We start from the raw sequence: 25,121 nt of genomic DNA, 5'->3' as shown, positions 1-25,121 counted from the left end.
ATCTCCTCCCTCACGGCAGGTCCCGCACGGCGAGCGTTCCCCTGCGCGGGCACACGGGTGCCCGCGCGACGGCGAGGGCGGCCGCGTACCCCCTCGGCCCCGGGCCATGCCCCCTCAGTGGAAGCGCGCGACGGCACACGGGCGCCCTGTGTGCGCCCCCGCGCACCTTGATGGCCAGTTCTTCGCGCCCGAGGGCGGTCCAGGACCCGAACAATGGGGCACGCGTTCATGCCACGGAAACAAGTACAGCGAGTCGAGGGGGACGAGCAGTGATCCGGGTGCTTCTGGTGCACGACGCGTGTCTGGTGAGATCGGCCCTGGCGGAGTGGCTCCGCCGGGAACCGGACCTCGGGGTGTTCGACACCCCGTGGCACAGCGCGCCCGGCCGTCTGCGATCCGTACGTCCCGACGTCTGCGCGGCCGACCTCGACTGCTCCGACACGTACGGCATCCCGCCGCTGGGGGAGTTATCCCTGCGCGAGCCGGACCGGAGTCCGCCGCGGCTTCTCGTGATGGCGAGCGCCAACCGGCCGGGGCTGCTGAAGCGGGCCGTCGAGGCGGGGGCACTCGGGTACGTCGACAAGGAGGGGGCGGCACCGGAGCGGCTCGCGCGCGGGATCCGGCGGGTCGCCGAAGGGAAACGTTTCGTCGACGACTCGCTGGGCTTCGGCTTCCTCCAGGCCGCCGAGATGCCGCTGACCAGACGGGAGCTGAGCGTGTTATCCCTCGCGGCCGAGGGGGCGTCCATCGCGGAGATCGCGGGAAGCCTGTGCCTGTCCCACGGGACCGTGCGCAACTACATGGCCGCGATCACCCGCAAGACCGGGGCCCGCAACCGCATCGACGCGATCAGGATCTCCCAGGGACAGGGCTGGCTCTGACCGCTTCGGAACCACGGCCGTCCAGCCGCCCACGAGTTCGCGGTACGCCGGCGAGTCGCGCACCAGCTCCTCGTGGGTGCCGTACGCCGTGCGCGGGCCGTCCATCAGCAGCACGCGCCCGGCGCGGCGGGCGGAGCTGATCCGGTGGGCGACGACGACCAGCGTGGTGCCCGGCCGGCTCGCGAAGGCCCGCTCGGCGCGTTCCTCGGCCCGCGGGTCGAGGTGGCAGGTGGCCTCGTCGAGCAGGACGAGGGGGGCGTACGACAGATAGGCCCGGGTCAGCGCGATCAGCTGCCGCTCACCTGCGGAGAGGGCGGCCGGGTCGACGGTCGCCCGAGATCCGCCGAGGGCTTCGAGCAGCGGGCCGAGCCCGACCGCCTCGGCAGCCGCGAGCAGCTCCGGCTCGGGCACCGGGTCCGGCCGCAGATGTCCGAGGTTCTCGGCGAGGGTGCCGGTGTGGACGTACGCCTCCTGCGGGATGAGCACGCGCAGCGCGGCCGCGTCGGGGGAGGGGACGGGGTGCCCGCAGAGCCGGATCCTGCCGCCGGTGGGGTGCAGGAGCCCCGCGATCAGGGCCGTGAGCGTGGACTTCCCGATCCCGCTGGGGCCCACGACGGCCAGATGGGCGCCGGGCGGGAGGTCGAGATCGAGTCGGTCGACGACGGGGGTGGCGGCGGGGCCGTAGGCGAAGGAGACGGAGGTGAGGGAGAGGGCGGGGGCGGTGGTTCCGGCGGGGCGGGGGGTGGAGCTGCGGTCTTTCGTGTGCGGTGCGGTGCTGTGTGGGGTGTCGGCTTTCCTGGGCCCGGTGCCGGGGTCGTGGGCTGCCTCGCGTGTGGGGGTGTGTGCGGTGGCGGCCGCGTTGGCGTGGGTGTCGCACTCGGGGTCCGCCGCCCGTGCCCGGGTGTCCGGGGCGAGTCGGTGGCCCGGCTCGGCCTGCCGGTCTGCGGGCCTCGCGTCGGTGAGGCCGTGGCCGGTCTCGTCGGGCGCGTCCGACTGCGCGGGAGCGCCCGCGGTCGCGGCGAGGTCGTGGGCCGCGGGGTGTCTCCCGGGCAGAGGATTCGCGCCGTGTGATTCCGTCCGTACGACCGCGTCCGCCGCGTGTGCCCGGGTGTGGGAGTCCAGGCGTTGGCCCGGCTCGGCCTGCCGGTCTGCGGGCCTCGCTTCGGTGTGCCCGTGGCCGGTCTCGTCGGGCGGGTCCGACTGCGGGGGAGTGCCTGCGGTCGCGGCGAGGTCGTGGGCCACGGGGTGTCTCCCGGGCGGAGGATTCGCGCCGTGTGATCCCGTCCGTACGACCGCGTCCGCCGCATGTGTCCGGGTGTCCGGGGCGAGTCGTTGGCCCGGCACGGCCTGCCGGTCGGCGGGCCTCGCGTCGGTGAGGCCGTGGCCGGTCTCGTCGGGCGCGTCCGACTGCGCGGGAGCGCCCGCGGTCGCGGCGAGGTCGTGGGCCGCGGGGTGTCTCCCGGGCAGAGGATTCGCGCCGTGTGATTCCGTCCGTACGACCGACCGCTCGGCGGCCGGTTCGGCGGCGGGCTCGCGGACCAGTCGCCGCAGGACCACCACCAGCCGGGAGCCGCTCGTTCCCAGCCCGTGGACCAGGTTGCGCAGGGCGGGGAGCAGGGACTGGGTGACGTAGGCGAGGGCGCCGACCAGGGCGCCCGTGGTGACGCCACGGGCCAGGAGCCAGGGCGCGCAGGCCAGGAGGAGGACGATCGGGAGCTGGCCGCCGAGGGCGAGGGAGACCACGCGCAGGACGGACCAGCGGGCGAGGGAGTACGCGGCCCGCTGCTCGGCGTCGACAAGTCGGCCCGTGCCGGCGGCGACCCGGTCCTCGGCACCGGCCGCCGTGATGTCCCGCAGCCCCGGGCAGACCCTGCCGAGACCGTCGGCCAGCGCCTCGTCGGCGACGAGGAACTCCTCCTGGCGGCGGGCCAGCGGACGCAGCGTGGCCGCGAACAGGCCAAGTCCCGCGGCGAGCGGCGGCACCACGACCAGCAGGAGCAGCGGGTCGAGCGAGGCCAGTCCGACGACGGCACCGACGGCCGTGAACACGAACGAACGCGACACCATCACCAGCCCGGCGAACGTGTCCCGCGCGATCTCCACCTGCTGGGTCAGTCCGGACAGCGCCCCCGCGTCCGCCTCCCGCACCCCGCGCTCGACCACCCGCCCGACCAGGACGTCCCGGAGCGGCTCGACCAGCGCGGCGACGGCGGCGTACACCCGGACCGTCCCCCAGGCGCCCACGAGCACCCCGATCCCGGCCACCCCGAGCCACGCGAGTCCGACGCCGGGCCGCCCGGCCAGAAACCCCTCGTCCAGGGCACGGGCGGGCGCGTACCCGGTGAGGAAGGTCTGCCCGGTCTCCAGCACGGACCACCCGCCGAGCCGGACGAGAACCCGCCACCGGGCCCGCAGGAACCGGTGACCGCGCGCGTATACCCCGTCAGTCACGGTGCCCTGCCTCCTTCGGCCCGCCTGCCCCGGGCGCGGCGCCCTGCCGAGCCGTGGCTCATGACAGCCCCCCGTCCACGCTGTCCGCCCCTTCCGGGCCGCTCCCGAACACCGCCCGGTACTCCGCCGCCCGCCACAGCTCCTCGTGCGGCCCCACCGCCCGCACCCGCCCCCCGTCCAGCCAGGCCACCGCATCCGCCCGGGCCGCCGTGGCGGTGCGGTGGGCGACGAGCAGGCGGGTGCCGCCGGTCCCGCCGTTCACCAGGGCCTCGGCGATGCGGGCCTCCGTCACCGTGTCGAGGCTGGAGAGGGCGTCGTCGAGGATGAGCAGACGGCCGCCGTGCGCGAACGCCCGGGCGAGACCGAGCCGTTGGGACTCCCCGCCGGAGCGTGGGGCGTCGGCGACGAGGGTGTCGTAACCGTCGGGCAGCCGGCGCACGAAGTCGTCCGCGTGGGCCGTGCGGGCGGCCTCCCGGACACGGGCGGGGGAGGGGGAGCCGAGGGCGAGGCCGATCTCCTCCTCGACAGTGCCGCCGAGCAGGGCGGGGCGTTCGAAGGCGTACCCGATGGCACGGCGCAGTTCGTCGTGGGTGAGCTCGCGCAGCGGCACCCCGTCGAGCAGGACCTCTCCGGAGTCCGGGTCGGCGAGCCGCCCGGCGAGCGCGGCGAGCAGTGACTTGCCCGCCCCCGACCGGCCCACCACCGCGAGCGTCGTCCCGCCCGGCACGACGAGGTCGACCCCGTCGAGCACCGCACGTGCGCCGCGCACGGCGGTGACGCCGCGCAGTTCCAGCCGTCCCGGACCGGACGGCAGTCGGCGTTCGCCGTGTGCGACCGGGGACTCCGCGAGGACCTCCTCCAGCCGTCCCGCCGCTGCCCGGGCCCTGGCCAGGCCGGCGAGCTGTCCCACCAGGACGCCGACCCCGGTGGCGAGCACCGCGTACCGGGAGGCGGCGAGGACCTCGCCCACCGTGACCCGGTGCCGGGCGAGCAGCACTCCGGCCACGGCGACGACACCGAGCTGGAGCAGCGGGGCCACGGCGACGGACTGGCCCGACGCCCGGCCCTGCACCTGCCACATGCGGTGCCCGGCCTCGGACAGCTCGGGCAGCGGGCGCAGGATGCGGGCCGTCTCCCGGTCCTCCGTGCCCGCGGCCCGGATGGTGCGGTGTCCGCCGACGGCCTCCGAGAGCGCCTGCGCGATCCGGCCCTGCACCTCCTGGTAGCGCGTCACGCATTCCCGGGTGTCACGGGCGAAGGCGCGCAACAGCAGGGCGAGCACCGGCGCTCCGGCCAGGTACACGGCCGCGAGCCAGGGGGAGACGAGGCCGAGGGCCACCACCGCGCCGACCGGTCCGGCGAGCGCGGCGAGCAGTGCCGCGCGGGCGGTCGGTGCGGTGCCGGCCTGCGCGGCGTTGCCGACGAGGCGGGCGACGAGGTCACCGGGCCCGAAGCGGGCGGTGGCGCGCGGACCGACGGCCAGGACGTGTCCGGTGAGCCGGCGGCGCAGCCAGGCGGTGGTGCGGGCGTCTACGGTGCCGCCGAGGACGGTCTCCGCCGCGTCGAGCAGCGCGATGAGGAGGACCAGTGCGGCGCAGTACAGCACCCAGCGGCTCGTCGGTGCCTGCGCCAGCAGCAGGTCCAGGGTGCGGCCGAGGGCGGCCGGCAGCAGCAGTCCGGCGCCGGTCGCGGCCGTGCTCACCAGGCACAGGACCGCACAGCGCGCGGGGGCCGGACCCAGGAGGCGCCTGGCGGGCGTCGAGGTGCGAGTCGTCATACGGCGGCCTTCCGCAGATGTGCAGAACCCCGGGCGGTCCCTCCCTCGCGGGAGCGGACCGCCCGGAGTCATGGGCGCACGATGCCTGTCAGAGACAGAGCGTGACGCTCGCCGCGCTGACGCAGGACAGCAGGCTCAGCGTGCTGTTGCCGCCGCCGCCGGTGTGCTCGTCGGACTCCATCGTCTGCAGGTCGAGAAGTGCCATCTCGGTTTCCTTTCTTCGGTGTCGTCCACCCGTGGGGACGGGGTTGGGTCACGGCTCCGTCAGGTCGCGGAACCGCGTATGGGGGGCCGCCCGAGCGGCGGCAGGAACGGCAGGTGTGCGGTGACCGGATCGCCGGGGGCCGCGTGGGCCGCGCCGAGCGCGAGCAGGCACCCTGCCGTTCCGGTGCCCAGGTCCATCGACAGGCGCATCATCTGGTGGCCGGGGAAGGCCAGTTGGCCCTGGTAGTCCATCGAGAACCAGCCGAGCCCGTCGATCTGTTCGGCGATCCGCTCGCGGGTCGCGCCGGGGGTGTCCGTGCGAGCCAGGTGCAGGATCATCCCGGCGCGGCCCTGGAAGAGACCGGGCTGTACGTAGAAGCGGCTGGTGGCGGCGGTCAGGACCCCGGCGCGCGCCCGCTCGAACTCCCCCTCGGTGTCGGCGCCCAGGGCGAGGTAGTCGTCCAGGACCATCCCGATGCCGGCACTTCCCTCACCGAGGTAGGGCAGGGTCCGCCAGCCCTCGTCGACCTCCAGCGAGCCGCCCGGGTGCGTCACGCAGCACTCCAGGTCGCGCCGCAGCGCCACCTCCGCCGCCCGCAGCAGCAGGGGCTCACCGGTGCGTTCGTACTGCCGCAGCAGGAAGAGCGCGGGCCCGGTCCACCCCCGCAGCAGCCCGGCCCGGCGCCGCTTGGGAGTGTCCGCGAGGGGCTGCGCGAGTCGTCGTACGAGGATGTCGGCGGCCTCGGCGGCCCGCTCCCGCAGCTCCGGCTCGCCTGTGGTGCGGGCCAGTTCACCGAGCACCAGACCGAGACCGGCGAGGCCGCCGTGCAGGTCGGAGGACAGGTTCTGCCAGCGCTCCGCGAGGACGCGCTCGACCAGGTCGAGGGCACGCTGCCGGTGGCCGAGCCGGTCCAGGACGTGGGCGATGCCCGCGAGACCGTCGTAGAGCCCGAGCGGTGTGCCCGTCGGCGGAGGCGCGGTGCGGGCCAGGAGCCAGCGCTCGCCCTCCTCGTACCGCTGCGCGCCGACCGCGTCCAGGGCGTGCAGCACCCCGGCCGCGCCGTGGGCGAGCCCGAGGCCGCCGCCGTCGTTGAACTGCGTGATGTCGCCGGGGAAGAGCCGGTCCTCGCGCTCCGGAGTGGCCGAGGCGAGGAGCGCCTTCACCATGGAGTCACGGCTGTAGGGCCAGTCACCGGGCTCGACGAAGGACGGCGCGGCCCCGGCGCGGACGGCCGGACGCTCGCCGCCGGTGTCCCGCGGGCCCCGCGTGGCGGTGTCCCGGGTGATCTCCGCGACCGCCTCGTCGAGGAACTCCTTCGGTACGTCCGGGAACTGACGCAGGATCACCTCGGCCAGATGGGCCGCCTTGCCCCGGTCGACCACGAACAGCGTGGTCACCGGCATGAACAGGGCGAGCCTGAGACAGGCCAGGGCGTAGCGGTCGACGTCGATGCCCTTGCGGTCCGGCGGGGCGAAGAAGCCGGGGTGGGCGACCACCTGGCGGCCGTTCTCCTCGACCGGCGCCGCCGCCTCGAAGTCGAGCAGGGACACCGACTCCTCGTCGGGGCCGACCATGATGTTGAAGACGTGCAGGTCGTTGAAGACGATCCCGCGCGCGTGCACCGCCTCCACCGCCCGTTCCACCGCCCCGTGGATCCGCACCGCCCACGCCGTGTAGTCGGCCACGGCCCGGGGATCGGGGTCCGGGGTGAGCAGCGGATGCCGCTCGGCGAAGAACGAGTTCAGCGGGCGCCCCTCCAGGAAGTCCATGACGAGGAAGCGGTGGTCGCCGAGCGTGAACCAGTCCCGCACCTCGGGCACCACGCCGGTCCCCGCGACCTGCTCCAGGGCGTCCTTCTCCCGCTCCAGCCGGGCGATCGCGTCCGCCCCGTCGGCCGCCAGGCCCGCGTGCGGCCGGCCCTCCTTGAGGACGACCTTGCGCCCGTTGCGGGTGTCGGTGCCCGTGTAGACCCCGCCGCCGTTGGAGAAGTGCAACGCCTTCTCGATGCGGTACGGCAGCTCGCCGACCGTCGTGGTGTTGCGCGCCTCCAGATGGGGCTCCAGGAAGGCGGGCAGCGTCACCCACTCGGGCACCTGGAAGGACGGGGCCCGGCGGTCCGGCACCAGCGTGCCCTGGCCGTCCCGTACCGCCGGCACCAGCGAGCCCCGGTCGTCGACGACGAAGGTGCGCGCGAACGCGCCGTAGCGGACGTAGAGCGGACCCTCGTACCAGCGCAGATCGGTGAGGATGTACGGCCCCTCGAAGCCCTCCAGGAGCTCGCCCAGCTCCCGCAGCACGTCGTGCAGCTGCTTCTCGTCGGAGGGGTAGACGGTGACGAACTTGCCGCTGGTGTCGCGGGCCGCGTACTTGGTGTTGCGCAGGTGCAGCAGATGCGGGCCGGGCACGAACTTGAACGAGATGCGCCGGGGCACGCAGTAGTCCCACACGATCGCGGCGATCCGTTCCGCGTTCGCCCGGGTGGCCGAGGCGTGGATCTTCCAGCCCTGGGACGGGCCCGGCACCGGCTTCCCGTCCGGGCCGAGCGGTGTGAGCGTCAGCCAGTCGCCGATGCGTGCAGCGTCCCAGCCGTCCGGCACCGCGCGGCGCGCCGTCTCGTAGACGGGCGCCTCGCCGGCCGAGATCCGGTCGGGCGTCTCGTAGAAGTGTCTGTCGGCGAGCGCATACACCTCGTAGCGCTTGTCCATGCGTCCCCTTCCGTGGCCCGCCAAAGAGCCTTCCAGCGAGGCGGTGGCCACGGACAGTCACGGCTGTCACGAGATCACCGTGCGGAACGCATGCGTCAAGAAGTGTTCGAAGGGTTTCGAGCACGTCCGCCCGCAGAGGCTCTCACGGAACGCTCACAGGGGCTGCGCACGTGCCGTATAAGCGCTGTAATGGCGAAGTGGTGAGTGAGGGCGCTGCGGGACGCAGAACGAGAGCGTTGCGTGCCGAAAATGCCCTGACATCGATCACGGACGGTCCCGGATCGCCCGACAGGCTGCGACGTGTCCTCGAACAGGCGCTCGTCTTCGCCGGGGCCACCCTCGCCGCCGTGTACACCCCCGGCGAGGACGGGGACCTGCTGGGTCTCGTCGAGTCGGCCGGTGTCCCCCGAACGGTCTACGGGCTGCGCGACAGCTATCCGAGCTCCGGCGGCTCCCCGCCCGCCGACGCGCACCGCTCGGGCCGGCCGCTCTTCCTCGGCCCGGAGGAGGTCGCCGCCTGCTCGGAGCCCCCCAGGGCGGGCCGGAGGGAGTTCCACCTGGCCGTCCTGCCCGCGCACGGCGACGACGGCAGAGCCTGTCTCGTCGCCGTCAGCGAGGACCCGCACGGTTTCGACGACGAGGACCGCAAGTGCCTCGATGTGATCGCCGACGCGGTCGTCTGCCCCGCCCCCGTGGTCGCCATGGAGGGTGCGGAGCTGCGCTCCCACGCCTTCAGCCTCGCCATGGACACCGGCCGCATCGAGGTGGGTGACGGGATCCTGGAGCTGTTCGGCATGAGCCGGGCCGCCTTCGACGGCAAGGTCGAGACCCTGCTCGGTCTGACCGTCCCCGAGGACCTGCCCTCGCTGATGTCGCTGTTCGAGGCCGGCCACATGTCCATCGGCGACCGTGAGCTGGAGTTCCGCATCCTCCAGCTCACGGGGCCACCCAAGTGGCTCAGGCTGCGCGGCCGCATGCTGCCCGGGCGCGAGGGCAGTCCCTCCCGGCTCGTGGGCACCGTCGCCGACGCCTCCACCCTGCGCTCCGACGTCACCGACGTGGCCCGCGTTCAGCGCCTGGCCGCCGCCCTCGCCATGGCCGGCACGGTCCGCGACGTCAGCCAGGCCGTCGTCTCCGCCCTCCGCGCCCCGCTCAGGGCCGACCGGATCGCCCTCGCCGAGCTGGAGAACGACCGGCTCGTCGTCACCGTCCTCGACCCGCCCGAACCGGAGTCCTGGCCCGAGCTGTGGCGCCTGGAGTGGCGCAGCGAGTGGCCCGAGGCGCCGGTGCGGGCCATGCCCACCCTGGCCACGGCCCTGCGTGAGGGCCGCGCCCAGATCTGGCCCGCCGGCACTGTCCTGGAACCCGCCCTCGCCGACGTCGGCCCCGGCGGCCTCGCGGTCCTTCCGCTGCCCGCCGGGGGCCGCATGGCAGGCGCCTGCCTCATCGGCTGGGACACCCCGCACCACTTCGGCCCCGACGAACGCGCCCTGCTCACCGCCTCCGCGGGCCTCGCCGGGCAGGCCCTGACGCGCGCCCACGCCCTCGACGCCGAGCACGAACTCGTCGGCATGCTCCAGCGCCAGCTGCTGCCCCGCCGCCTGCCCAAACTGCCCGGCGCGATCGCCGTCGCCCGCTATCTGCCCAGCACCGCGGGCCTGGAGCTCGGCGGCGACTGGTACGACGTGATCCCGCTGCTCGACAACCACGTCGCCCTGGTCATCGGCGATGTCCAGGGCCACAGCGCCGCCGCCGCGACCCTCATGGGCCAGATGCGCACCGCCCTGCGCGCCTACGCCGTCGAGGGCCACTCCCCGGACGTCGTCGTCGCCCGCGCCAACCGCCTCCTGATGGACCTGGAGACCGACCTCTTCGTCACCTGCGTCTATCTGGACCTCGACCTGGAGGAGGGCACCGCCTGGTGCGTGCGCGCCGGACATCTGCCGCCCGTGCTGCGCCACCCCGACGGCACCACGGAGATCGCCGAGGCGGACGGCGGCCCCCCGCTCGGCGTGGTGGCCCAGGCCGACTTCCCGATGACCCCGCTCCGGCTGCAGCCAGGCACCCTGATCGCCCTGACCACCGACGGCCTGGTCGAGTCCACCGAGGCCGACATCGACGAGGGCATGGACCGCCTCGCCCACGGGCTGGCCGTCTCCGACCCCGCCCACCTCGGCCTCGTCGCCGACGCCCTGCTCGGAGGCGCCCGCCGCAGCGACGACGTCGCCCTGCTCCTGCTGCGCTACGACGGCATGGCCACCCATCCGCTCCGCGAGAGCTGGACCGTCTGGCGGGTCCCCGAGGCCGCCCGGCACGCCCGCCGCTTCACCCGGCGCACGCTGCGCGTCTGGGGCGTCCCCGAGGACGCTACGGACACCGCCCTGCTCGTCGTCTCCGAACTCGTCACCAACGCCCTCGTGCACACCGGCGGCCAGGTCCGCCTCGCCCTCACCCTCGTCGGCAGCCGCTTGCGCGTCTCCGTCGCCGACGCCTCGCCCCGCACCCCCGCCAAACCCACGAACATCGGCTGGGAGGCCACCGGGGGCCGCGGCATCCTCCTCGTGGAGGCCGTGTCGGCGGCCTGGGGGAGTGTCCCCGTCAGCGGCGGCAAACAGGTGTGGAGCGAAATCGCACTGGACGACTGAGGCGGGGTACCCGGAGCGCACCACCCGCAGAAGAGAGGTACGTCATGACTCAGCATGTCAGCGACATCATGACCAGCGCCCCGGTCACCGTGGAACCGCAGACCTCCGTGACAGCCGTTGCCCAGATCATGCGCGACCAGGACCTCGGCGCCGTCCTGGTCACCGACGGCGAGGAACTGCGCGGTCTGGTCACCGACCGTGACCTCGTGGTGCGTTCCCTCGCCGAAGGCGGCGACCCGGAGCAGATCACCGTGGTCGGCGCGTGCAGCGACGACCTGGTGACCGTCACGCCCGAGGACGACCTGGACCACGCCATCGGGCTCATGCGCGAGCACTCCGTGCGCCGGATCCCGGTCGTCGACCACGGCCACCCCGTCGGCATCGTCTCCCTCGGCGACACGGCCATGGAACGCGATCCGGGATCGGCCCTCGGCGACATCAGCGCCGCGCGGCCCAACACCTGAGCCGGGCAGGCCGGTTCGGCCCGGCCGTCAAGTTCCGGTGCGCTCGATCTCCGGCGAATGTGTGTGCGGCGACGACGGGCTGACGGGTCTCCCGGCCCGTTTGCCCCGAGCCGCCCGGGGGACCCGGGGGGCAGCATGGAAGGACGGTGAACCGCCGTGACCTCGCAGACCGTTGAGAAACCCGTAGCACGCCGGCCTGAGACGGGCTGGTCCAGGACCCGCCGCCTGCACGGCAAGGGAGACCTGCGGACCTGCCTGCCCGCGATCGAGGACCGGGTCGCAACCACCACGGCGAGCACCGGGGAGGGCAACATCTTCCGCGGCGAGGACTGAGCGTCCCCGCGGCGTCACTCCCAAGTCACCCCCCTGCCTTGGCCGGTTCCTCCGGATCCGGGCTAAGGTGACGCAGATGAAGGCTCTCGTGCTGTCCGGCGGGGCCGGTACACGGTTGCGGCCGATCACGCACACCTCGGCCGAACAGCTGGTGCCCGTCGCCGACAAGGCTGTCCTGTTCCACGGCCTCGAATCCATCGCCGACGCGGGGATCACCCAGGTCGGGATGATCGTCGGCGACACCTTCTCCGTCGGCGGTGTCACCGACCTCGTCGACGTCGTCCGCGGCAGCCGTCCCGACGCCCCGGTCCTGCTCACCCAGGTGCCCGACCCGCGCGCCTTCGGCCTTGCCGAACCCGGCCCGGACGGCCAGGTGATCGGCCTGGAGGAGAAGCCGCAGCAGCCCAAGAGCGTCCACGACGCCGTACGGGCCATCGAGCCGTACAGGCGGGGCGAGTCGGAGAGCATCCACGCACGCATCGTCGGTCCGGTCGTCATCGGCGCCGGAACCGAGGTCCGCGACTCCTACGTCGGCCCCTTCACCTCCGTCGCGGAGGACTGCCGGATCGTGGACAGCGAGGCCGAGTACTCCAACGTGCTGCGGGACGCCTCGATCGAGGGCGTGGCCCGTGTCGAGTCCTCGCTCATCGGCCGCCATGTCGCGGTGACCCCGGCGCCGAGCGTGCCCAGGGCGCACCGCCTCGTACGGGGAGACACAGCTGCATGAGCCTCCTCGCCGCCGACCACACCCGCTCCGGCGGGCCGAGCACCGCGTCCGTCACCCGGAAGGACCCCTTCCGTACTCCCGCGCTTTGCAAGCCCTTTCCCTCAGGATCACGCTCCTCGGCGCGAAGTCCTGTCATGGGGAGCTCACAGCAGGTATGTTCCACGGAACCGGTTCTGGCCAGGGGAGCCGGTACGGACCGGTGCGGGGAGCGTTCCTGCACCTCGGTCGACCCCTACCGGGCCGACCCCACCAGCAGCGCGGCCCTGGACGGGCCCGCACCACACCCCGCCATCGGTGCCCTCGGGCACGACCGGTGGACGGGGGCCGCGCCGGCCTCGCGCCGGGACCGGCGGTCCGCCCTGCACGAAGCACTGCCACACATCCGCAAGGAGATTTCCCAGTGAAACGTCACGAGTTCCTGCGGGGGCTCCACAAAGCCAGCGCGAACCGCAACTACCTGGAGATCGGCGTCAACGACGGCCGCAGCCTGACGTTCTCCCGGGTACCGAGCATCGCGATCGACCCGGCGTTCAAAGTGGTCTCGGAGATCCGCTGCGACGTCCACCTGGCCAAAGCCACCAGCGACGACTTCTTCGCGCGCGAAAACCCGCTGCAGCACCTCAAGGGCGGCCGTCACCCGCTGCGCAACATCGTCCGCAACCGCAGCCCGTTCGGCTACTGGCAGGACGTCACGCTCGACCTGGCGTTCATCGACGGCATGCACCTGTTCGAGTACGCGCTCCGCGACTTCATCAACGTCGAGAAGTACTCGGACTGGGCCAGCGTGATCGTCTTCGACGACATGCTGCCGCGCAACGTGGACGAGGCGGCCCGGGACCGGCACACCAACGCCTGGACCGGTGACGTCTACAAGGTGATCGAGGTCCTGAACCGCTACCGGCCCGACCTGGTGACGGTCCTGGTCGACACCGAGCCCACCGGCCAGCTCGTGGTCTTCGGCGCGGACCCGACCAACACGGTGCTCAAGGACAAGTACGACGAGATCATCGCCGAGTTCGTGGTCCCCGACCCGCAGAAGGTGCCGGAGACGGTCCTGGAGCGGACGGTGGCGATCAAGCCGGAGACGCTGATCGACGGGGCCTTCTGGAAGCCCCTGGTGAACGCCCGCAACCGCGGCAGCAAGCGCGACCGCAGCTGGGAACACCTGCGCACCAGCCTGAAGCAGCTCAGCGACGCCGGCTGAGCGATCGGCGGTGAACCGGGGAGGACGCGTCGGCGTCCTCCCCGGATCTGTTTCCAGCTGCCCCGGATCTGTCTCTACCTGCCGCGTGCCCGGAGCCCGGCGAGCAGCCTCCCGGCCAGTCGCCGCGCCCTGCGGACCAGCCGCTTTCCGGCAGCGGGCCGGGGCGGGCGCACGGCAACGACCTGGACCCTGCCCGCCGTCACCCGCAGCGCGAACGGCAGCGGATGGAAACGGGGCTCCGGCGCGTCGGGTGCCGGACTCAGCGCGACCCGCCAGGGCCCTCCGGTCAGGTCGGCGACCGGCAGCTCCGCCTCCAGGAGGGCCGCGGAACCCTGGGGACGCAGTGTGCCGGACACCTTCGCGGACGCGGCACCGGAGCCACGCGTGAGCTTCAGCAGCACCGGCGTGTCACCGGGCACGTGGAACGGCACCGGCACCTCGACACGGTCACCGGAGATCGTGACCTCACCGGGGGTGATACGCCCGAGGTCCAGACGCTCGCCCGCCGTGTCGACGTCCAGGGCGAGCGTGCCCTGCTTCGCGGTCCAGTACGGCAGCACGACCCGGCCGCCCGCCACACCGGCGTCCGCAGCCGTACGCCCCTTGAGGGAGACCGGGCCCAGCCGGGACTGCTTGGTCCAGCCGCCGAGCTTGACGCGGACGAACACGTCCCACAGCCCGGCGCCGAGCGGGCCGCCGTCGGCCGCGGTCGCCGGATCCACGGCCACGGTGCCCCGCAGCACCAGCCGCACCCTGCCGTCCTCAGCGGGGACGGTCTCCCGGGTGAACTCCACCGGCTGGAAGTACTGGGCGGAGCTGGCGCGTTCGCGCAGCAGCAGATCGACCGTGGCGCGCTTGAAGCCGGCCACGCTGTGGGCGCCGACCCAGTCCACGGCCTGCTCGACGGAGGCCGGCGGCTCGGCGAGCGGGGCGGCGCTGCCCTCGGCGGGGAACGTCATCGGCGTACCGCGGGACGCCAGCTCGGCGGACAGGCCGACCCGCAGCACACCCTTCTCCCACTCGACACCGTCCGGCTCGACCTGGGAAGCGACGGAGGCCTCCCACTCGGCGAACTCCACCAGGTCGTCGAGCCGGCCGTCGGCGATCAGGGCGGCGACGACCTGCTGGGTGGGCTGGAGGCCGACCGTGACACCGGGGCCGAAGCGCTCGACGACCACCCCGCGGATCTCGGTGAAGAGCTCCTTGCGGTAGTCCTCGGGCGCGGCGAGCAGCCGCTTGCCGCGCATCCGCTCGACCATCTCGTTGCGCAGCCAGCGACGGAACAACCGGTCGCGGGTCGGCCCCGGCTCGGTGTACTTCTCGACGACGTCGAGCGCCTCGCGCAGGTTCTGGAAGTAGCCCACCGGGTCGAAGCGCTGGAAGCCCGCGTTGGAGGCGTCGTCGCGCTTGAGGTGGTAGTAGCAGACGTAGTCGCTGAGCACGGAGACGTTCTCCGCGCGCAGATACGCCTCCGTGACGAAGACGTGGTCCTCCAGCCGGCGCCGGCCCTCGGGGAAGCGCAGGCCGATCCGGTCGAGGAACGCCCGACGGAACATCTTGTGCGGTGTCAGGCTGTCGATCAGCGGGGCGTTGTCGACGGTGGCACGGGGGTGGTTGCGGCGGAACAGCTCCACCGGCACACCCCGCCCCTTGCCGGCCATCTTGCCCACGACCACGTCGGCGCCGTTGGCGACCGCGTAGTCGTACATCCGCTCGAGGGCCTCGTCGCCGAGGTAGTCGTCGTTGTCGACGAACATGACGAACTCGCCCTGGGCGGCGGCGATCCCGACGTTGCGCGGCTTGCCCGACCAGCCCGAGGCCTCCTGATGGATGACCTTGATGTTCGCGACCTCGGCGGCCACCGCGTCCAGACGGGCGGGCGTGTCGTCGGTCGAACCGTCGTCCACGAAGATCGCTTCGTACTCGTCGGGGGGCAGTGACTGCCTGAGCAGCGAGGCGATGCAGTCCTCGATGTAGTTCCCCGGGTTGTAGACGGGGATGACGACGCTGACCTTGACCGGCATCGGTGTCCGGACTCCTTGGGTGGCTTGTGGCTTGCGTCACGGATCGACGCTTTGTGGGCCGATGTTAACGCCGACGGGTAAGTCCCGCGTCAGCAGGCCGTCTTGGCGAGTTGAGTCAGGACGTGACCACAGGGGCATGGCGTGGGCGTCGGCGGACGGACGGCGGTGAGGGGAGCGGTCGACGATGCACGAGCACCCGACGGGCGGGATGGCGGCGGTCAACTCCCCGGTGGCCCACCCCGCTCGCGTCTACAACGCCTGGCTGGGCGGCCGTGACAACTACCCCGCCGACCAGGAGGCCGCGCAGCCGGCGGCCGCGGCCAACCCGCAGATCGTCCCCGCGGTCCGCGCCAACCGGGCCTTCCTGGGGCGGGCCGTGCGCGAACTGGCCGGGAAGGCGGGCATCCGCCAGTTCCTCGACATCGGCACCGGCATCCCGACCGCCGACCACACCCACCAGGTCGCGAGCGGAGCGTAGCCGGAGCGAATGGGGGTGCCCCCTCTGGGAGGGTGGACCCGGGCGCCCGGGTCGTCTACGTCGACAACGACCCGATCGTCCTCGCCCACGCCCGCGCGCTGCTGATCAGCACCCCCGAGGGCGCCACCGACTGTCTCCAGGCAGACCTGCGCGAGATCGACCGCATCCTCACGGCCGCCCGGGAGACCCTCGACCTGTCGCAGCCCGTCGGCCTCATGCTGGTCGCGGTCCTCCAGTACGTCCCGGACGCCCACAACCCCCACGGCATCACCCTGCGCCTCCTCGACGCCCTTGCCCCCGGCAGCCACCTCGTGCTCTCCCACCCGGCCGCCGACATCGGGGCCGAGGAGGTCGCCGCGTCCATGCGCGTCTACAACGAGCGCGCCGCCGCGCACGCCGGCGCCACACCCCGCACCCACGCCGACGTCACCCGCTTCTTCGACGGCACCGAAATCCTGGACCCCGGCGTCGTCCAGCTGCCCGAATGGCGTCCCGAGGCCGAGTCCGGCCCCGGCGCGCTGCCCATGTGGTGCGGGGTGGGCCGCAAGCCCCTCTAGGGTGATTCCGTGCGCCTGCTGCTGATGTCCGACACCCACCTGCCCAAGCGCGCCAAGCAGCTTCCGGCCCCGCTGCTCGCCGAGCTCCCGCACGCCGACGTCGTCTTCCACGCCGGCGACTGGGTGGACACCGCCACCCTCGACCTGCTGGAGAGCCGCAGCGCACGGCTCGTCGGGGTCTACGGCAACAACGACGGACCCGACCTGCGCGCACGACTGCCCGAGGTGGCGTACGCCGAACTCGGCGGCCTGCGCTTCGCCGTCGTCCACGAGACCGGCGCCGCCCAGGGCCGCGAGGCCCGCTGCGCCGCCCGCTACCCCGACGCCGACGTCCTGGTCTTCGGCCACAGCCACATCCCCTGGGACACCACCGCCCCCGGCGGACTGCGGCTGCTCAACCCCGGCTCACCGACCGACCGCCGCCGCCAGCCCCACTGCACCTACATGACGGCGACCGTGGCCGACGGCCGCCTCACCGACGTCACGCTGCACCGCCTGCCGCTGCGGATCGTTTCGCCGTAGGGCTCACGGGCACCCGGGGCTGTCAGTGCCGCCTGATACGACGGAAACATGCCTGCTGCACCGGTAACGCTGCTCCGACGCGCGGTGCGCCCTCGGAACTCCGGGTCGCCGCGCACCGTCCTCGTCGTGATGTGCGCCGGATACTGCGGGGGATCGGCTGCGGGCTGCTGACCCCCGCGGTCGTCGCGGCGGCCATCGCCACGGTCCCCGCCGAGCGCTCGGGCCTCGCCTCCGCGGTCGACAACACCGCACGGCAGACGGGCAGCGCGATCGGCATCGCGGTCGCGGGCCAGCCCGGCGACCAGGCGCGTTTCCTGCGGGGCTGCCATGCCGTCGCGCTCGGCTCGGCCTGTCTCTACGCGGCCGCCACGGCGCTGGTGCTGCTGCCCGGAGCCCTGACGCCGACACGCCGGCACTCATGAGGTCCGGGCCGCTCCGAATGCAGGGGAGCGGCCCGGACGCTGCGAGTGTGCGTTCTCACGGACCTCCTTCCCGATCGGAGGTGGGGCGAGGGTTTCGGACGCCCTCTCCCGTTGCTGGTCGCCTACCCCTTCGAGCGCGGCTCACACCCGTCGACTCCACATTCGCCGAATCCGGGTGGCCGCGACCACCACGACGGCGGCCGCCACCAGTGCCGCCGCGGCCCGCTTGGCGACCGGTACGCCGATCGCACGCAGCAGGTCGAGCGGCTCGTCGTCGGGCTCCTGGGTCGGCCGGACCGGCTCCGAGGCCGTTTCCGGCTCGCCGAGCGGGCCCGGAACCCTCTCCGGCTCGCCCAGCCGCTCCGCCAGACACCGGGCGAACTGGCCGATCAGCCGGTCGCCGACCTCCGCCATCACACCCCGCCCGAACTGCGCCGGCCGCCCGGTCACCGCCAGATCCGTCCGCACCGACACAGCCGTACCGCCGTCCTGCCCGGTGAGCGTGCCGGTCACCGTGGCCCGTGCGGTGCCCTGGCCGCGGGTCTCCCGGCCGCTGGCGATCAGCACCATGCGGTGCGCGGACTCGTCCTGCTCCTCGAAGACGGCGGTCCCCCGGTACGTCACGGTGATCGGTCCGACCTTGACCTTCACGGAGCCGGTCACGGTCTTGCCGTCGTAGTCCTCGACACTCGCCCCGGGCATGCAGGGCGCGACCCCCTCGATGTCGAGGAGCGCCCGCCAGGCCTCGTCGACCGGGACCGGCACGGTGAACTCGTGGTGCAGTTCCATGACTTCCTCCAGGCAGGCTTCACGAAGACGGATGGATCGCCCCCGCCGTCGCCGTCAGCGGGGCACCGCTGCCGCCCCAGCGCAGCGCGACGATCTCGGCGGCCACGGACACGGCGACCTCCTCCGGTGTACGGGCACCGAGGTCGAGGCCGACCGGCGAGCGCAGCCGGGCCAACTCGGCCTCGGTCAGCCCCGATTCGGCCAGCCGCTTCATCCGGTCGTCGTGGGTACGCCGGCTGCCCATCGCCCCGATGTACGCCGCCGGCCGGCGCAGCGCCTCCTCCAGCAGGGGCACGTCGAACTTCGGGTCGTGGGTCAGGACGCAGATCACGGTGCGTTCGTCGGTGACGGTGCCGCCGAGGTAGCGGTGCGGCCAGTCCACGACGACCTCCACACCCTCAGGGAAGCGCTTCGGCGTGGCGAAGACCGGGCGGGCGTCGCAGACCGTGACCCGGTAGCCGAGGAAGGCGCCGATCCGGGCGACCGCGGCCGCGTAGTCGATCGCGCCGAAGACCAGCATGCGGGGCGGCGGGGCGAAGGAGTGCAGGAAGACGGTGACCGCGTCCTCGCGGCGCTCGCCGTGCGGGCCGTAGTGCCTCGACCCCGTCGCGCCCAGGGCGAGTTCGCCGCGCGCGTCGGCGGTGACCGCGACGTCCAGGCCGGTGCTGCCGAGGGTGCCCGCGACCCGGTCCGGCCACACGGCGAGCGTGGCCCCGCGGGGTGCGGGACCGTCGGTCACCGTCGCCACGGTCACCGGGCGGGCCGCCGCGACCGACTCCGCGATCTCGCCGAACGCGGGATCGAGGGCGGCCGTCACGGGACGTACGAGAAGCGTGATCTCCCCGCCGCAGGTGAGGCCCACCGCGAACGCGTCCTCGTCGCTGTACCCGAAGGTCTCCAGGCGGGCCTCGCCGCTCGCCACGACCTCCTGGGCCAGCTCGAACACGGCCCCCTCGACACAGCCGCCGGACACACTGCCGACGACCTCGTCGTCCGGACCCACGGCCATGGCCGCGCCCGGATCGCGCGGCGCGCTGCGGCTCGTCGAGACCACCGTGGCCAGTCCGAACGGCACCCCTGCCGTGTACCAGCCGTTCAGCACCGGGAGGATGTCACGCATCGTCGGCTCCTTTCACCACCGCCGCCAGACGCTCCAGCGCGGCCAGGCTGTGCCCCTCGACGAACGCGTCCACGCTCGGCAGCGCGGCCGCCATCCCGGCGGCCAGGGGCGCGTAACCGGGGCGTGCCTTGCGCGGATTGGCCCAGATCACCCGGTGCGCCAGCCGGTGCAAGCGTCGCATCTGCGCCGCGAGCAGCTCCGGATCGCCACGCTCCCAGCCGTCCGACAGCACCACCACGACCGCCCCGCGTGCCGTGCCCCGCTGCCCCCAGCGGTTCAGGAACTCCCGCAGCAGCTCACCGAGCCGGGTACCCCCGCGCCAGTCCGGCACGGCGGCGGCCAGGGCGGCCATCGCCAGGTCCGGATCGCGGTGCGAGAGCTCGCGGGTGACGCGGGTCAGCCGGGTGGCGATCGTGAACACGTCGGTGCGGGTAGTGCGGCCGCCATGGGCCGCCGCGTGGGCGAAGCGCAGCAGCGCGTCGGCGTACGGCGCCATCGAGCCGCTGACGTCCACGAGCAGCACGACCCGGCGGGGCCGCTCGGCCCGTGCGCGGTGCCGGAGGCGGGCCGGTTCCCCGCCCTGCCGCAACAGCTCCCGCACGGTCCGGTGCGGATCCACGGCACCGCGCCTCGCCGGGCGGCGACGGGCCGTACGCCGTGCCTGGCCGTGCAGCGCGAACGCGGCCAGCAGGCGACGCAGGGCCGCGCGTTCGGCGGCGTCCAGTTCGGCGATGTCGCGGTGGCGCAGGACCTCGGCGGAGCCGGCGAGCGCGGCCGCGGGTGGGAGGGCGGGTTCCTCGGGCGTCCGGGTGCGGCGCCCGGCCTGCGTGTCCCCTACGGCGAGCCGCCGCCCGGGAGGGGCCGCCCGCCGACCGGCCTCGGCCGACTCGCCGCCGAAGCGAGCCGCGAACACCTGGTCGTAGCGTTCCAGGTCCTCGTGGCTCCCGCACAGCGTCAGCCGCCCCGCCCAGTACACCTGCGCCGGCCCCAGCTCGGCCACCGCACGCAGAAAGGCGTGCACCCGCTCGGCGCTCGCGTCGACCCCTGCCACGCGAAGGGCGCGGGCAAAGGCGAGGAAGACAGCATCGACCGTCCCGGACATGGTGATCACACACCTTGCAGAGCCGCCGGAAGCAACCCCCGCGCCCGTTCCGCGTCCTCCCGGTACTTCAGCACCGACCCCAGGGTGGCCATCGCCAGCTCCGTGTCCACCTCGCGCGCCCCCAGCGCGTCGAGTGCCTCGGCCCAGTCGATCGTCTCGGCCACGCCCGGCGGTTTGAGCAGGTCCTCGGCGCGCAGTGTCTGCACCAGCGCGGTCACCTGTTCGGCCAGCCGCTGCGACACACCGGGCAACCGCCGCCGCACGATGGCGAGTTCACGGGCGAAGTCGGGATGGTCGAACCAGTGGTAGAGACAGCGCCGCTTCAGGGCGTCGTGCACCTCGCGGGTCCGGTTCGAGGTGAGGACGACCACCGGTGGCTTCCGCGCCCGCACCGTGCCCAGTTCCGGGATCGTCACCGAGAACTCGGACAGCAGTTCCAGCAGGAACGCCTCGAACTCGTCGTCGGCGCGGTCGATCTCGTCGATCAGCAGCACCGACGGGCAGGTCTCCAGGGCGCGCAGCAACGGCCGGGCGATCAGGAACCGGCGGTCGTACAGCTCGCCCTCCAGCCGGTCGGCGTCCACGGTCCCGGCCGCCTCGGCGGCCCGCAGATGCAACAGCTGACGGGGGAAGTCCCAGTCGTACAGGGCCTGCGAGGCGTCGATGCCCTCGTGGCACTGGAGCCGGATCAGCGGGGCGCCGAGCGCCTCGGCGAGGGCGGCCGCGAGCGCGGTCTTGCCGACGCCCGCGTCGCCCTCGCAGAACAGCGGCCGGTGCAGCCGAAGGGCCAGGAAGCAGGCGACGGCCAGCCCGTCGTCGACGAGATACCCCGTCTCCTCCAGGCGGGCCCGCACCTCTTCCGGGCCGTTCACGCTCCCGTTCACCCCATCCCGGCGGCGGCCAGCACCGCCCGCCTGGTCAGCACCCGCGCCAGATGCGCCCGGTACTCGGGCGACCCGGACAGGTCCCGGGAGGGCCGGGTCCCCTCCGCCGCCGACTCCGCGGCCCGCGCCACGGCCGGTCCGTCCGCGCTGCCGGTCAGAGCCTCCTCGGTCGCCGAGGCGCGCAGCGGAGTGGACCCCATGTTGGTCAGCCCGACCCTGGCCTCGGCGATGTGCCCGTCGTCCCGCCGCACCAGCGCGGCCACGCCGACGATCGCCCAGGACTGGGCCACCCGGTGGAACTTCTCGTAGTGGAAACCCCAGCCGTCGGCCTTCGGTATCCGGATCTCCACCAGGAGTTCGTCGGGCTCCAGGGCGGTCTGGAGATAGTCGACGAAGAACTCCCGCGCGGGGATCGCGCGCCTGCCGCCCGGCCCGGTGGCGATCAGCTCCGCGTCCAGGGCGAGCACCACGGCGGGCAGGTCACCGGCCGGGTCGGCGTGCGCGAGCGAGCCGCCGACGGTCCCCCGGTGCCGTACGGCGGGATCTCCGACCCCGGCCGTGGCGGCGGCCAGGAGACCCGCGTGCCGGCGGACCAGCGGGTCGCGGACCACGTCGTGGTGGGTGGTCAACGCGCCGATGACGAGGGTCTCGCCCTCCTCGCGCACCCCCGTCAGACCGGGGACGCGCCCGACGTCCACCACCAGTTCGGGAAAGGCCAGCCGGAGCCTGAGCAGCGGCAGCAGGCTCTGCCCGCCGGCCAGCACCTTGGCGTCCTCGCCGCCCTCGGAGAGCGCGCGCACCGCCTCCTCGACGCTGCTCGGACGGGTGTAGTCGAAGCTGGGAGGAATCATGCCGAGGCCTCCTTCAGGGCCTGCCAGACCCGCTCGGGCGTACAGGGCATCCGCACGTCGCGCACGCCGAGCGGCCGCAGCGCGTCCACGATCGCCCCCACCACGGCCGGCGTGGAGGCGATGGTGCCCGCCTCGCCGACTCCCTTGACGCCCATCGGATTCGTCGTCGCGGGCGTCTCCGTCCGGTCCGTCACGAACTCCGGCAGGTCCGGCGCCGAGGGCACCAGATAGTCGGCCATCGTGCCGGAGACCAGGTTGCCCTCGTCGTCGTAGACCGCCTCCTCGTACAGGGCCTGCGCGATGCCCTGCGCGAGTCCGCCGTGCACCTGGCCCTCGACGATCATCGGGTTGATCACCCGGCCGACGTCGTCCACGGCGACGTACGACCTGATCCGCGTCTGCCCGGTCTCGGTGTCGACCTCCACCGCGCACAGGTGCGTGCCGTGCGGAAAGGAGAAGTTGTCCGGATCGGTCAGGTGCCCGGCGTTGATGGTGGGCTCCAGGCCGTCGGGCAGGTCGTGCGAGGTGAACGTCTCGAAGGCGATCTCCTGGATCGTCCTGCGGGCGTCCGGCGACCCTTTCACGGAGAAGACGCCGTCGGTGAACTCCAGGTCCTGCTCACTCGCTTCGAGCAGATGCGCGGCGACCTTCCGGGCCTTGTCCACCACCTTGGTCGCGGCGTGATGCACGGCCGTGCCGCCGACCACCAGCGACCGCGAGCCGTAGGTGTCCATCCCCTGCGGAGCAGCCTTGGTGTCCCCGTGCACCACCTGGACATCGTCGAAGGGCACCCCGAGCACATCGGCGGCGATCTGGCTCCAACTGGTCACATGCCCCTGCCCGTGCGGGCTGGTGCCCGTGACGACCTCGACCTTGCCGGTCGGCAGCATGCGCACGCTCGCCGCCTCCCAGCCGCCGGCCGCGTACCGCAGATCCCTCAGCACCCGGCTCGGCGCGAGCCCGCACATCTCGGTGTACGTCGACACCCCGATCCCGAGACGTACGGTGTCGCCCCGCTGATTGCGGTCCGCCTGCTCGGCGCGCAGCTTGTCGTAGTCGAACAGCGCGAGCGCCTTGTCGGTCGCGGCCTCGTAGTTGCCGCTGTCGTACGTGAGGCCCGCGATGGTCGTGTAGGGGAACTCCTCGTGCCGGATCCAGTTCCGGCGCCGCAACTCCACCGGATCCAGGCCGAGTTCGTCCGCCAGCTCGTCCATGATCCGTTCGATGGCGTACGTCGCCTCCGGCCGCCCGGCACCGCGGTAGGCGTCCGTCGGCGTCCTGGTCGTGAAGACTCCGGTGACGTTGAGTTCGTAGGAGCCCATCTTGTAGATGCCCGGGTACATGAACGCGCCCAGGATCGGGATGCCCGGGGTGACCAGCATCAGATAGGCGCCCATGTCGACCAGCAGGTCCGCCTTGAGGCCGAGCAGGGTGCCGTCGCGGTTCGCGGCGATCTCGACGTCCTGGATCATGCCCCGGCCGTGATGGGTGGCGAGGTAGCCCTCGGAGCGGGACTCGGTCCACTTCACGGGCCGTCCGAGGCGGCGCGCGACCGCGAGGGTGAGTGCCTCCTCGCCGTACACCTGGAGTTTGGAGCCGAAGCCGCCGCCCACGTCCGGGGCGACCACCCGCAGCTTGTGCTCGGGGACACCGGTGACCACGGCGAGCATGACCCGCAGGATGTGCGGGATCTGGGTGGAGGAGTAGACCGTGTACTCGTCGGACGAGGCGATCGGGGTGACGACGACCGCGCGCGGTTCCATGGCGTTGGGGATCAGGCGCTGCTGGTGGTAGCGGCGCTTGAGGGTCACCTCGGCGCGCTGCCGTACCGCGGCGAAGTCCTCGCCGCTGCGCAGCGGCCAGTCGTAGCAGCGGTTGGTGCCCTTGTCGGAGTGGACGAGGGGGGCCTCCGGCTCCAGAGCGGCCTCCAGGTCGAGGACCGGGGGCAGCGGTGCGTAGTCGACCTCGATCGCCTCCAGCGCGTCGGCGGCCGCGTACCGGTCGCGGGCCACCACCACCGCCACCGGGTCCCCCGCGTAGCGCACCTCGGCGGTCGCGATCGGCGGGTGGTCGGGCAGCACGATGTCCTCGGTCACGGGCCAGGCGCAGGGGAGGGAACCCATGCCCTCCGCGAGATCGGCGCCGCTGAACGCGGCGACCACGCCCGGGCGTTCGAGCGCGGGGGAGACGTCGACCCGGTCGATCCGGGCGTGCGCCATGGGGCTGCGCAGGACCGCCAGGTGCAGCATCCCGGTGGCGTCGATGTTGTCGGTCCAGCGAGTCTGTCCGGTGAGCAGCCGGGCGTCCTCCTTGCGGAGCCGGGCCGTGCCGACCTCGGTCATGTCGTCACCCCCTGCTCGGCGGGTTCGGCGGCGGCCAGCACGGCCCGCACGATGTTCTGGTAGCCAGTGCAGCGGCAGAGGTTGCCCTCCAGGGCGTGCCGCACCTCGTCCGAGGTCGGGTGCGGGTTCTCGCGCAGCAGATCGCGCGCCGCCATGAGCATGCCGGGAGTGCAGTAGCCGCACTGGAGCGCGTGCCGTTCGTGGAAGGCACGCTGGAGGCCGGTCCACTCCCCGTTCCGGGCCAGTCCCTCCACCGTGGTCACTTCGCTCCCGTCCGCCTGGACGGCGAGCACCGAGCAGCTCTTGACGCTCGCACCGTCGAGGTCGACGGTGCAGGCCCCGCAGTTGGAGGTGTCGCAGCCGATCGGGGTGCCGGTCAGGCCGAGCCGGTCACGCAGGTAGTGGATCAGCAGCAGACGAGGCTCCACCTCGTCCTGGTACACCGTGCCGTCCACTTTCACCGAGATACGGGTCATTGTGCCCTCCCAGGACCACAAACGTGATGTGCGTCACTCTAGGACCGCTCCGGGGAGGGGGCGAGGGTCGGGACGCAACTGGTTGAGCGTTAATCCGTTGCCGCCGAGGGTTCGCACCTGCTGCACTTCTCGTGTCTTTGCCGTCGCACGATCCAGGAGCCG

19 protein-coding genes and 2 pseudogenes are annotated in these 25,121 nt (G+C 73.2%); 9 read left to right on the top strand and 12 right to left on the bottom strand.

What is annotated here, in order from left to right; translation table 11 throughout:
- Positions 1 to 170: 170 nt before the first annotated feature.
- Positions 171 to 797: pseudogene (locus M2157_RS06365) on the top strand (response regulator transcription factor); the annotation flags it as partial.
- Here M2157_RS06365 and M2157_RS06360 read toward each other — a convergent pair.
- The 4 genes from M2157_RS06360 to lanKC form a co-directional block, all read right to left on the bottom strand.
- Complete coding sequence (locus tag M2157_RS06360) at positions 720 to 3,332, bottom strand: ATP-binding cassette domain-containing protein (protein ID WP_348541782.1); 2,613 nt, start codon at positions 3,330 to 3,332, stop codon at positions 720 to 722. The pseudogene M2157_RS06365 and the gene M2157_RS06360 sit on opposite strands and share 78 nt — an antisense overlap.
- 58 nt (positions 3,333 to 3,390) lie before the next feature.
- Positions 3,391 to 5,109: an ABC transporter ATP-binding protein gene (locus M2157_RS06355; protein WP_280864689.1), complete on the bottom strand. Its 1,719-nt coding sequence runs from the start codon at positions 5,107 to 5,109 to the stop codon at positions 3,391 to 3,393.
- Positions 5,110 to 5,197: 88 nt separating this feature from the next.
- Entirely contained in the window at positions 5,198 to 5,314 is a 117-nt protein-coding gene (locus M2157_RS06350; protein WP_020117173.1) for a SapB/AmfS family lanthipeptide, read from the bottom strand.
- A gap of 59 nt (positions 5,315 to 5,373) precedes the next feature.
- Positions 5,374 to 8,019, bottom strand: a complete 2,646-nt coding sequence (gene lanKC, locus M2157_RS06345) for a class III lanthionine synthetase LanKC (RefSeq protein WP_280864688.1) — start codon at positions 8,017 to 8,019, stop codon at positions 5,374 to 5,376.
- 197 nt (positions 8,020 to 8,216) lie between these two features.
- On the opposite strand from lanKC, the gene M2157_RS06340 reads away from it, so the two are divergent.
- The 5 genes from M2157_RS06340 to M2157_RS06320 all read left to right on the top strand — a co-directional run bounded on the left by M2157_RS06340 (position 8,217) and on the right by M2157_RS06320 (position 13,392).
- Positions 8,217 to 10,664, top strand: coding sequence for a SpoIIE family protein phosphatase (locus M2157_RS06340; protein WP_280864687.1), 2,448 nt, complete (start codon positions 8,217 to 8,219; stop codon positions 10,662 to 10,664).
- A gap of 44 nt (positions 10,665 to 10,708) precedes the next feature.
- A complete protein-coding gene (locus tag M2157_RS06335) occupies positions 10,709 to 11,128 on the top strand; it encodes a CBS domain-containing protein (protein WP_280864686.1) in 420 nt (139 codons plus the stop codon).
- A gap of 156 nt (positions 11,129 to 11,284) precedes the next feature.
- Positions 11,285 to 11,461 carry a hypothetical protein gene (locus M2157_RS06330; protein ID WP_280860801.1) on the top strand — a complete coding sequence of 59 codons (177 nt, stop codon included), beginning with the start codon at positions 11,285 to 11,287 and terminating at the stop codon, positions 11,459 to 11,461.
- A 76-nt stretch (positions 11,462 to 11,537) separates the two neighbouring features.
- A complete protein-coding gene (locus M2157_RS06325) occupies positions 11,538 to 12,188 on the top strand; it encodes a sugar phosphate nucleotidyltransferase (RefSeq protein WP_280864685.1) in 651 nt (216 codons plus the stop codon).
- A gap of 400 nt (positions 12,189 to 12,588) precedes the next feature.
- On the top strand, positions 12,589 to 13,392 hold the full coding sequence (locus tag M2157_RS06320; protein WP_280860798.1) for a class I SAM-dependent methyltransferase: 804 nt from the start codon (positions 12,589 to 12,591) through the stop codon (positions 13,390 to 13,392).
- A gap of 74 nt (positions 13,393 to 13,466) precedes the next feature.
- Here the strand turns inward: M2157_RS06320 and M2157_RS06315 are convergent, their stop codons facing one another.
- Entirely contained in the window at positions 13,467 to 15,416 is a 1,950-nt protein-coding gene (locus M2157_RS06315; RefSeq protein ID WP_280864683.1) for a glycosyltransferase family A protein, read from the bottom strand.
- Between the two features lie 184 nt (positions 15,417 to 15,600).
- Here M2157_RS06315 and M2157_RS06310 point away from each other — a divergent pair.
- The 3 genes and pseudogenes from M2157_RS06310 to M2157_RS06300 all read left to right on the top strand — a co-directional run bounded on the left by M2157_RS06310 (position 15,601) and on the right by M2157_RS06300 (position 17,395).
- Positions 15,601 to 16,451 (top strand): annotated as a pseudogene (locus M2157_RS06310) (SAM-dependent methyltransferase).
- 9 nt (positions 16,452 to 16,460) lie between these two features.
- A complete protein-coding gene (locus tag M2157_RS06305; RefSeq protein ID WP_280864682.1) occupies positions 16,461 to 16,973 on the top strand; it encodes a metallophosphoesterase in 513 nt (170 codons plus the stop codon).
- 131 nt (positions 16,974 to 17,104) lie between these two features.
- A complete protein-coding gene (locus M2157_RS06300; protein WP_280864681.1) occupies positions 17,105 to 17,395 on the top strand; it encodes a hypothetical protein in 291 nt (96 codons plus the stop codon).
- A 141-nt stretch (positions 17,396 to 17,536) separates the two neighbouring features.
- Here the strand turns inward: M2157_RS06300 and M2157_RS06295 are convergent, their stop codons facing one another.
- The 7 genes from M2157_RS06295 to M2157_RS06265 are packed head-to-tail and all read right to left on the bottom strand — an operon-like array spanning position 17,537 to position 24,959.
- The gene (locus M2157_RS06295) at positions 17,537 to 18,184 is read right to left on the bottom strand and encodes an SRPBCC family protein (protein WP_280864680.1); all 648 of its coding nucleotides are present in this window, start codon (positions 18,182 to 18,184) and stop codon (positions 17,537 to 17,539) included.
- A gap of 19 nt (positions 18,185 to 18,203) precedes the next feature.
- The gene (locus tag M2157_RS06290; RefSeq protein WP_280860793.1) at positions 18,204 to 19,304 is read right to left on the bottom strand and encodes an XdhC family protein; all 1,101 of its coding nucleotides are present in this window, start codon (positions 19,302 to 19,304) and stop codon (positions 18,204 to 18,206) included.
- Positions 19,297 to 20,406, bottom strand: a complete 1,110-nt coding sequence (locus M2157_RS06285; protein WP_280860792.1) for a VWA domain-containing protein — start codon at positions 20,404 to 20,406, stop codon at positions 19,297 to 19,299. The genes M2157_RS06290 and M2157_RS06285 overlap by 8 nt, the downstream gene beginning before the upstream one ends.
- A 5-nt stretch (positions 20,407 to 20,411) precedes the next feature.
- Positions 20,412 to 21,278 carry a MoxR family ATPase gene (locus tag M2157_RS06280; protein ID WP_280864679.1) on the bottom strand — a complete coding sequence of 289 codons (867 nt, stop codon included), beginning with the start codon at positions 21,276 to 21,278 and terminating at the stop codon, positions 20,412 to 20,414.
- A gap of 8 nt (positions 21,279 to 21,286) precedes the next feature.
- On the bottom strand, positions 21,287 to 22,141 hold the full coding sequence (locus M2157_RS06275; RefSeq protein WP_280860790.1) for a xanthine dehydrogenase family protein subunit M: 855 nt from the start codon (positions 22,139 to 22,141) through the stop codon (positions 21,287 to 21,289).
- Positions 22,138 to 24,483, bottom strand: a complete 2,346-nt coding sequence (locus M2157_RS06270) for a xanthine dehydrogenase family protein molybdopterin-binding subunit (protein WP_280860789.1) — start codon at positions 24,481 to 24,483, stop codon at positions 22,138 to 22,140. The genes M2157_RS06275 and M2157_RS06270 overlap by 4 nt, the downstream gene beginning before the upstream one ends.
- A complete protein-coding gene (locus tag M2157_RS06265) occupies positions 24,480 to 24,959 on the bottom strand; it encodes a (2Fe-2S)-binding protein (protein ID WP_266555849.1) in 480 nt (159 codons plus the stop codon). The genes M2157_RS06270 and M2157_RS06265 overlap by 4 nt, the downstream gene beginning before the upstream one ends.
- Between the last annotated feature and the right edge of the window lie 162 nt (positions 24,960 to 25,121).

This window comes from Streptomyces sp. SAI-127, assembly GCF_029894425.1.
Taxonomy (GTDB): domain Bacteria; phylum Actinomycetota; class Actinomycetes; order Streptomycetales; family Streptomycetaceae; genus Streptomyces.
Note: the sequence above shows the minus strand (reverse complement) of the source record. Positions and strands in the feature narration are given on the sequence as shown.

Excerpts from the sequence above, each read along its gene's own strand:
- M2157_RS06325 (WP_280864685.1), top strand. The coding sequence starts at position 11,538 with ATGAAGGCTCTCGTGCTGTCCGGCGGGGCCGGTACACGGTTGCGGCCG.
- M2157_RS06290 (WP_280860793.1), bottom strand. The coding sequence starts at position 19,304 with ATGCGTGACATCCTCCCGGTGCTGAACGGCTGGTACACGGCAGGGGTG.
- M2157_RS06295 (WP_280864680.1), bottom strand. The coding sequence starts at position 18,184 with ATGGAACTGCACCACGAGTTCACCGTGCCGGTCCCGGTCGACGAGGCC.
- M2157_RS06270 (WP_280860789.1), bottom strand. The coding sequence starts at position 24,483 with ATGACCGAGGTCGGCACGGCCCGGCTCCGCAAGGAGGACGCCCGGCTG.
- M2157_RS06275 (WP_280860790.1), bottom strand. The coding sequence starts at position 22,141 with ATGATTCCTCCCAGCTTCGACTACACCCGTCCGAGCAGCGTCGAGGAG.
- M2157_RS06355 (WP_280864689.1), bottom strand. The coding sequence starts at position 5,109 with ATGACGACTCGCACCTCGACGCCCGCCAGGCGCCTCCTGGGTCCGGCC.
- M2157_RS06315 (WP_280864683.1), bottom strand. The coding sequence starts at position 15,416 with ATGCCGGTCAAGGTCAGCGTCGTCATCCCCGTCTACAACCCGGGGAAC.
- lanKC (WP_280864688.1), bottom strand. The coding sequence starts at position 8,019 with ATGGACAAGCGCTACGAGGTGTATGCGCTCGCCGACAGACACTTCTAC.
- M2157_RS06285 (WP_280860792.1), bottom strand. The coding sequence starts at position 20,406 with ATGTCCGGGACGGTCGATGCTGTCTTCCTCGCCTTTGCCCGCGCCCTT.
- M2157_RS06350 (WP_020117173.1), bottom strand. The coding sequence starts at position 5,314 with ATGGCACTTCTCGACCTGCAGACGATGGAGTCCGACGAGCACACCGGC.
- M2157_RS06335 (WP_280864686.1), top strand. The coding sequence starts at position 10,709 with ATGACTCAGCATGTCAGCGACATCATGACCAGCGCCCCGGTCACCGTG.
- M2157_RS06265 (WP_266555849.1), bottom strand. The coding sequence starts at position 24,959 with ATGACCCGTATCTCGGTGAAAGTGGACGGCACGGTGTACCAGGACGAG.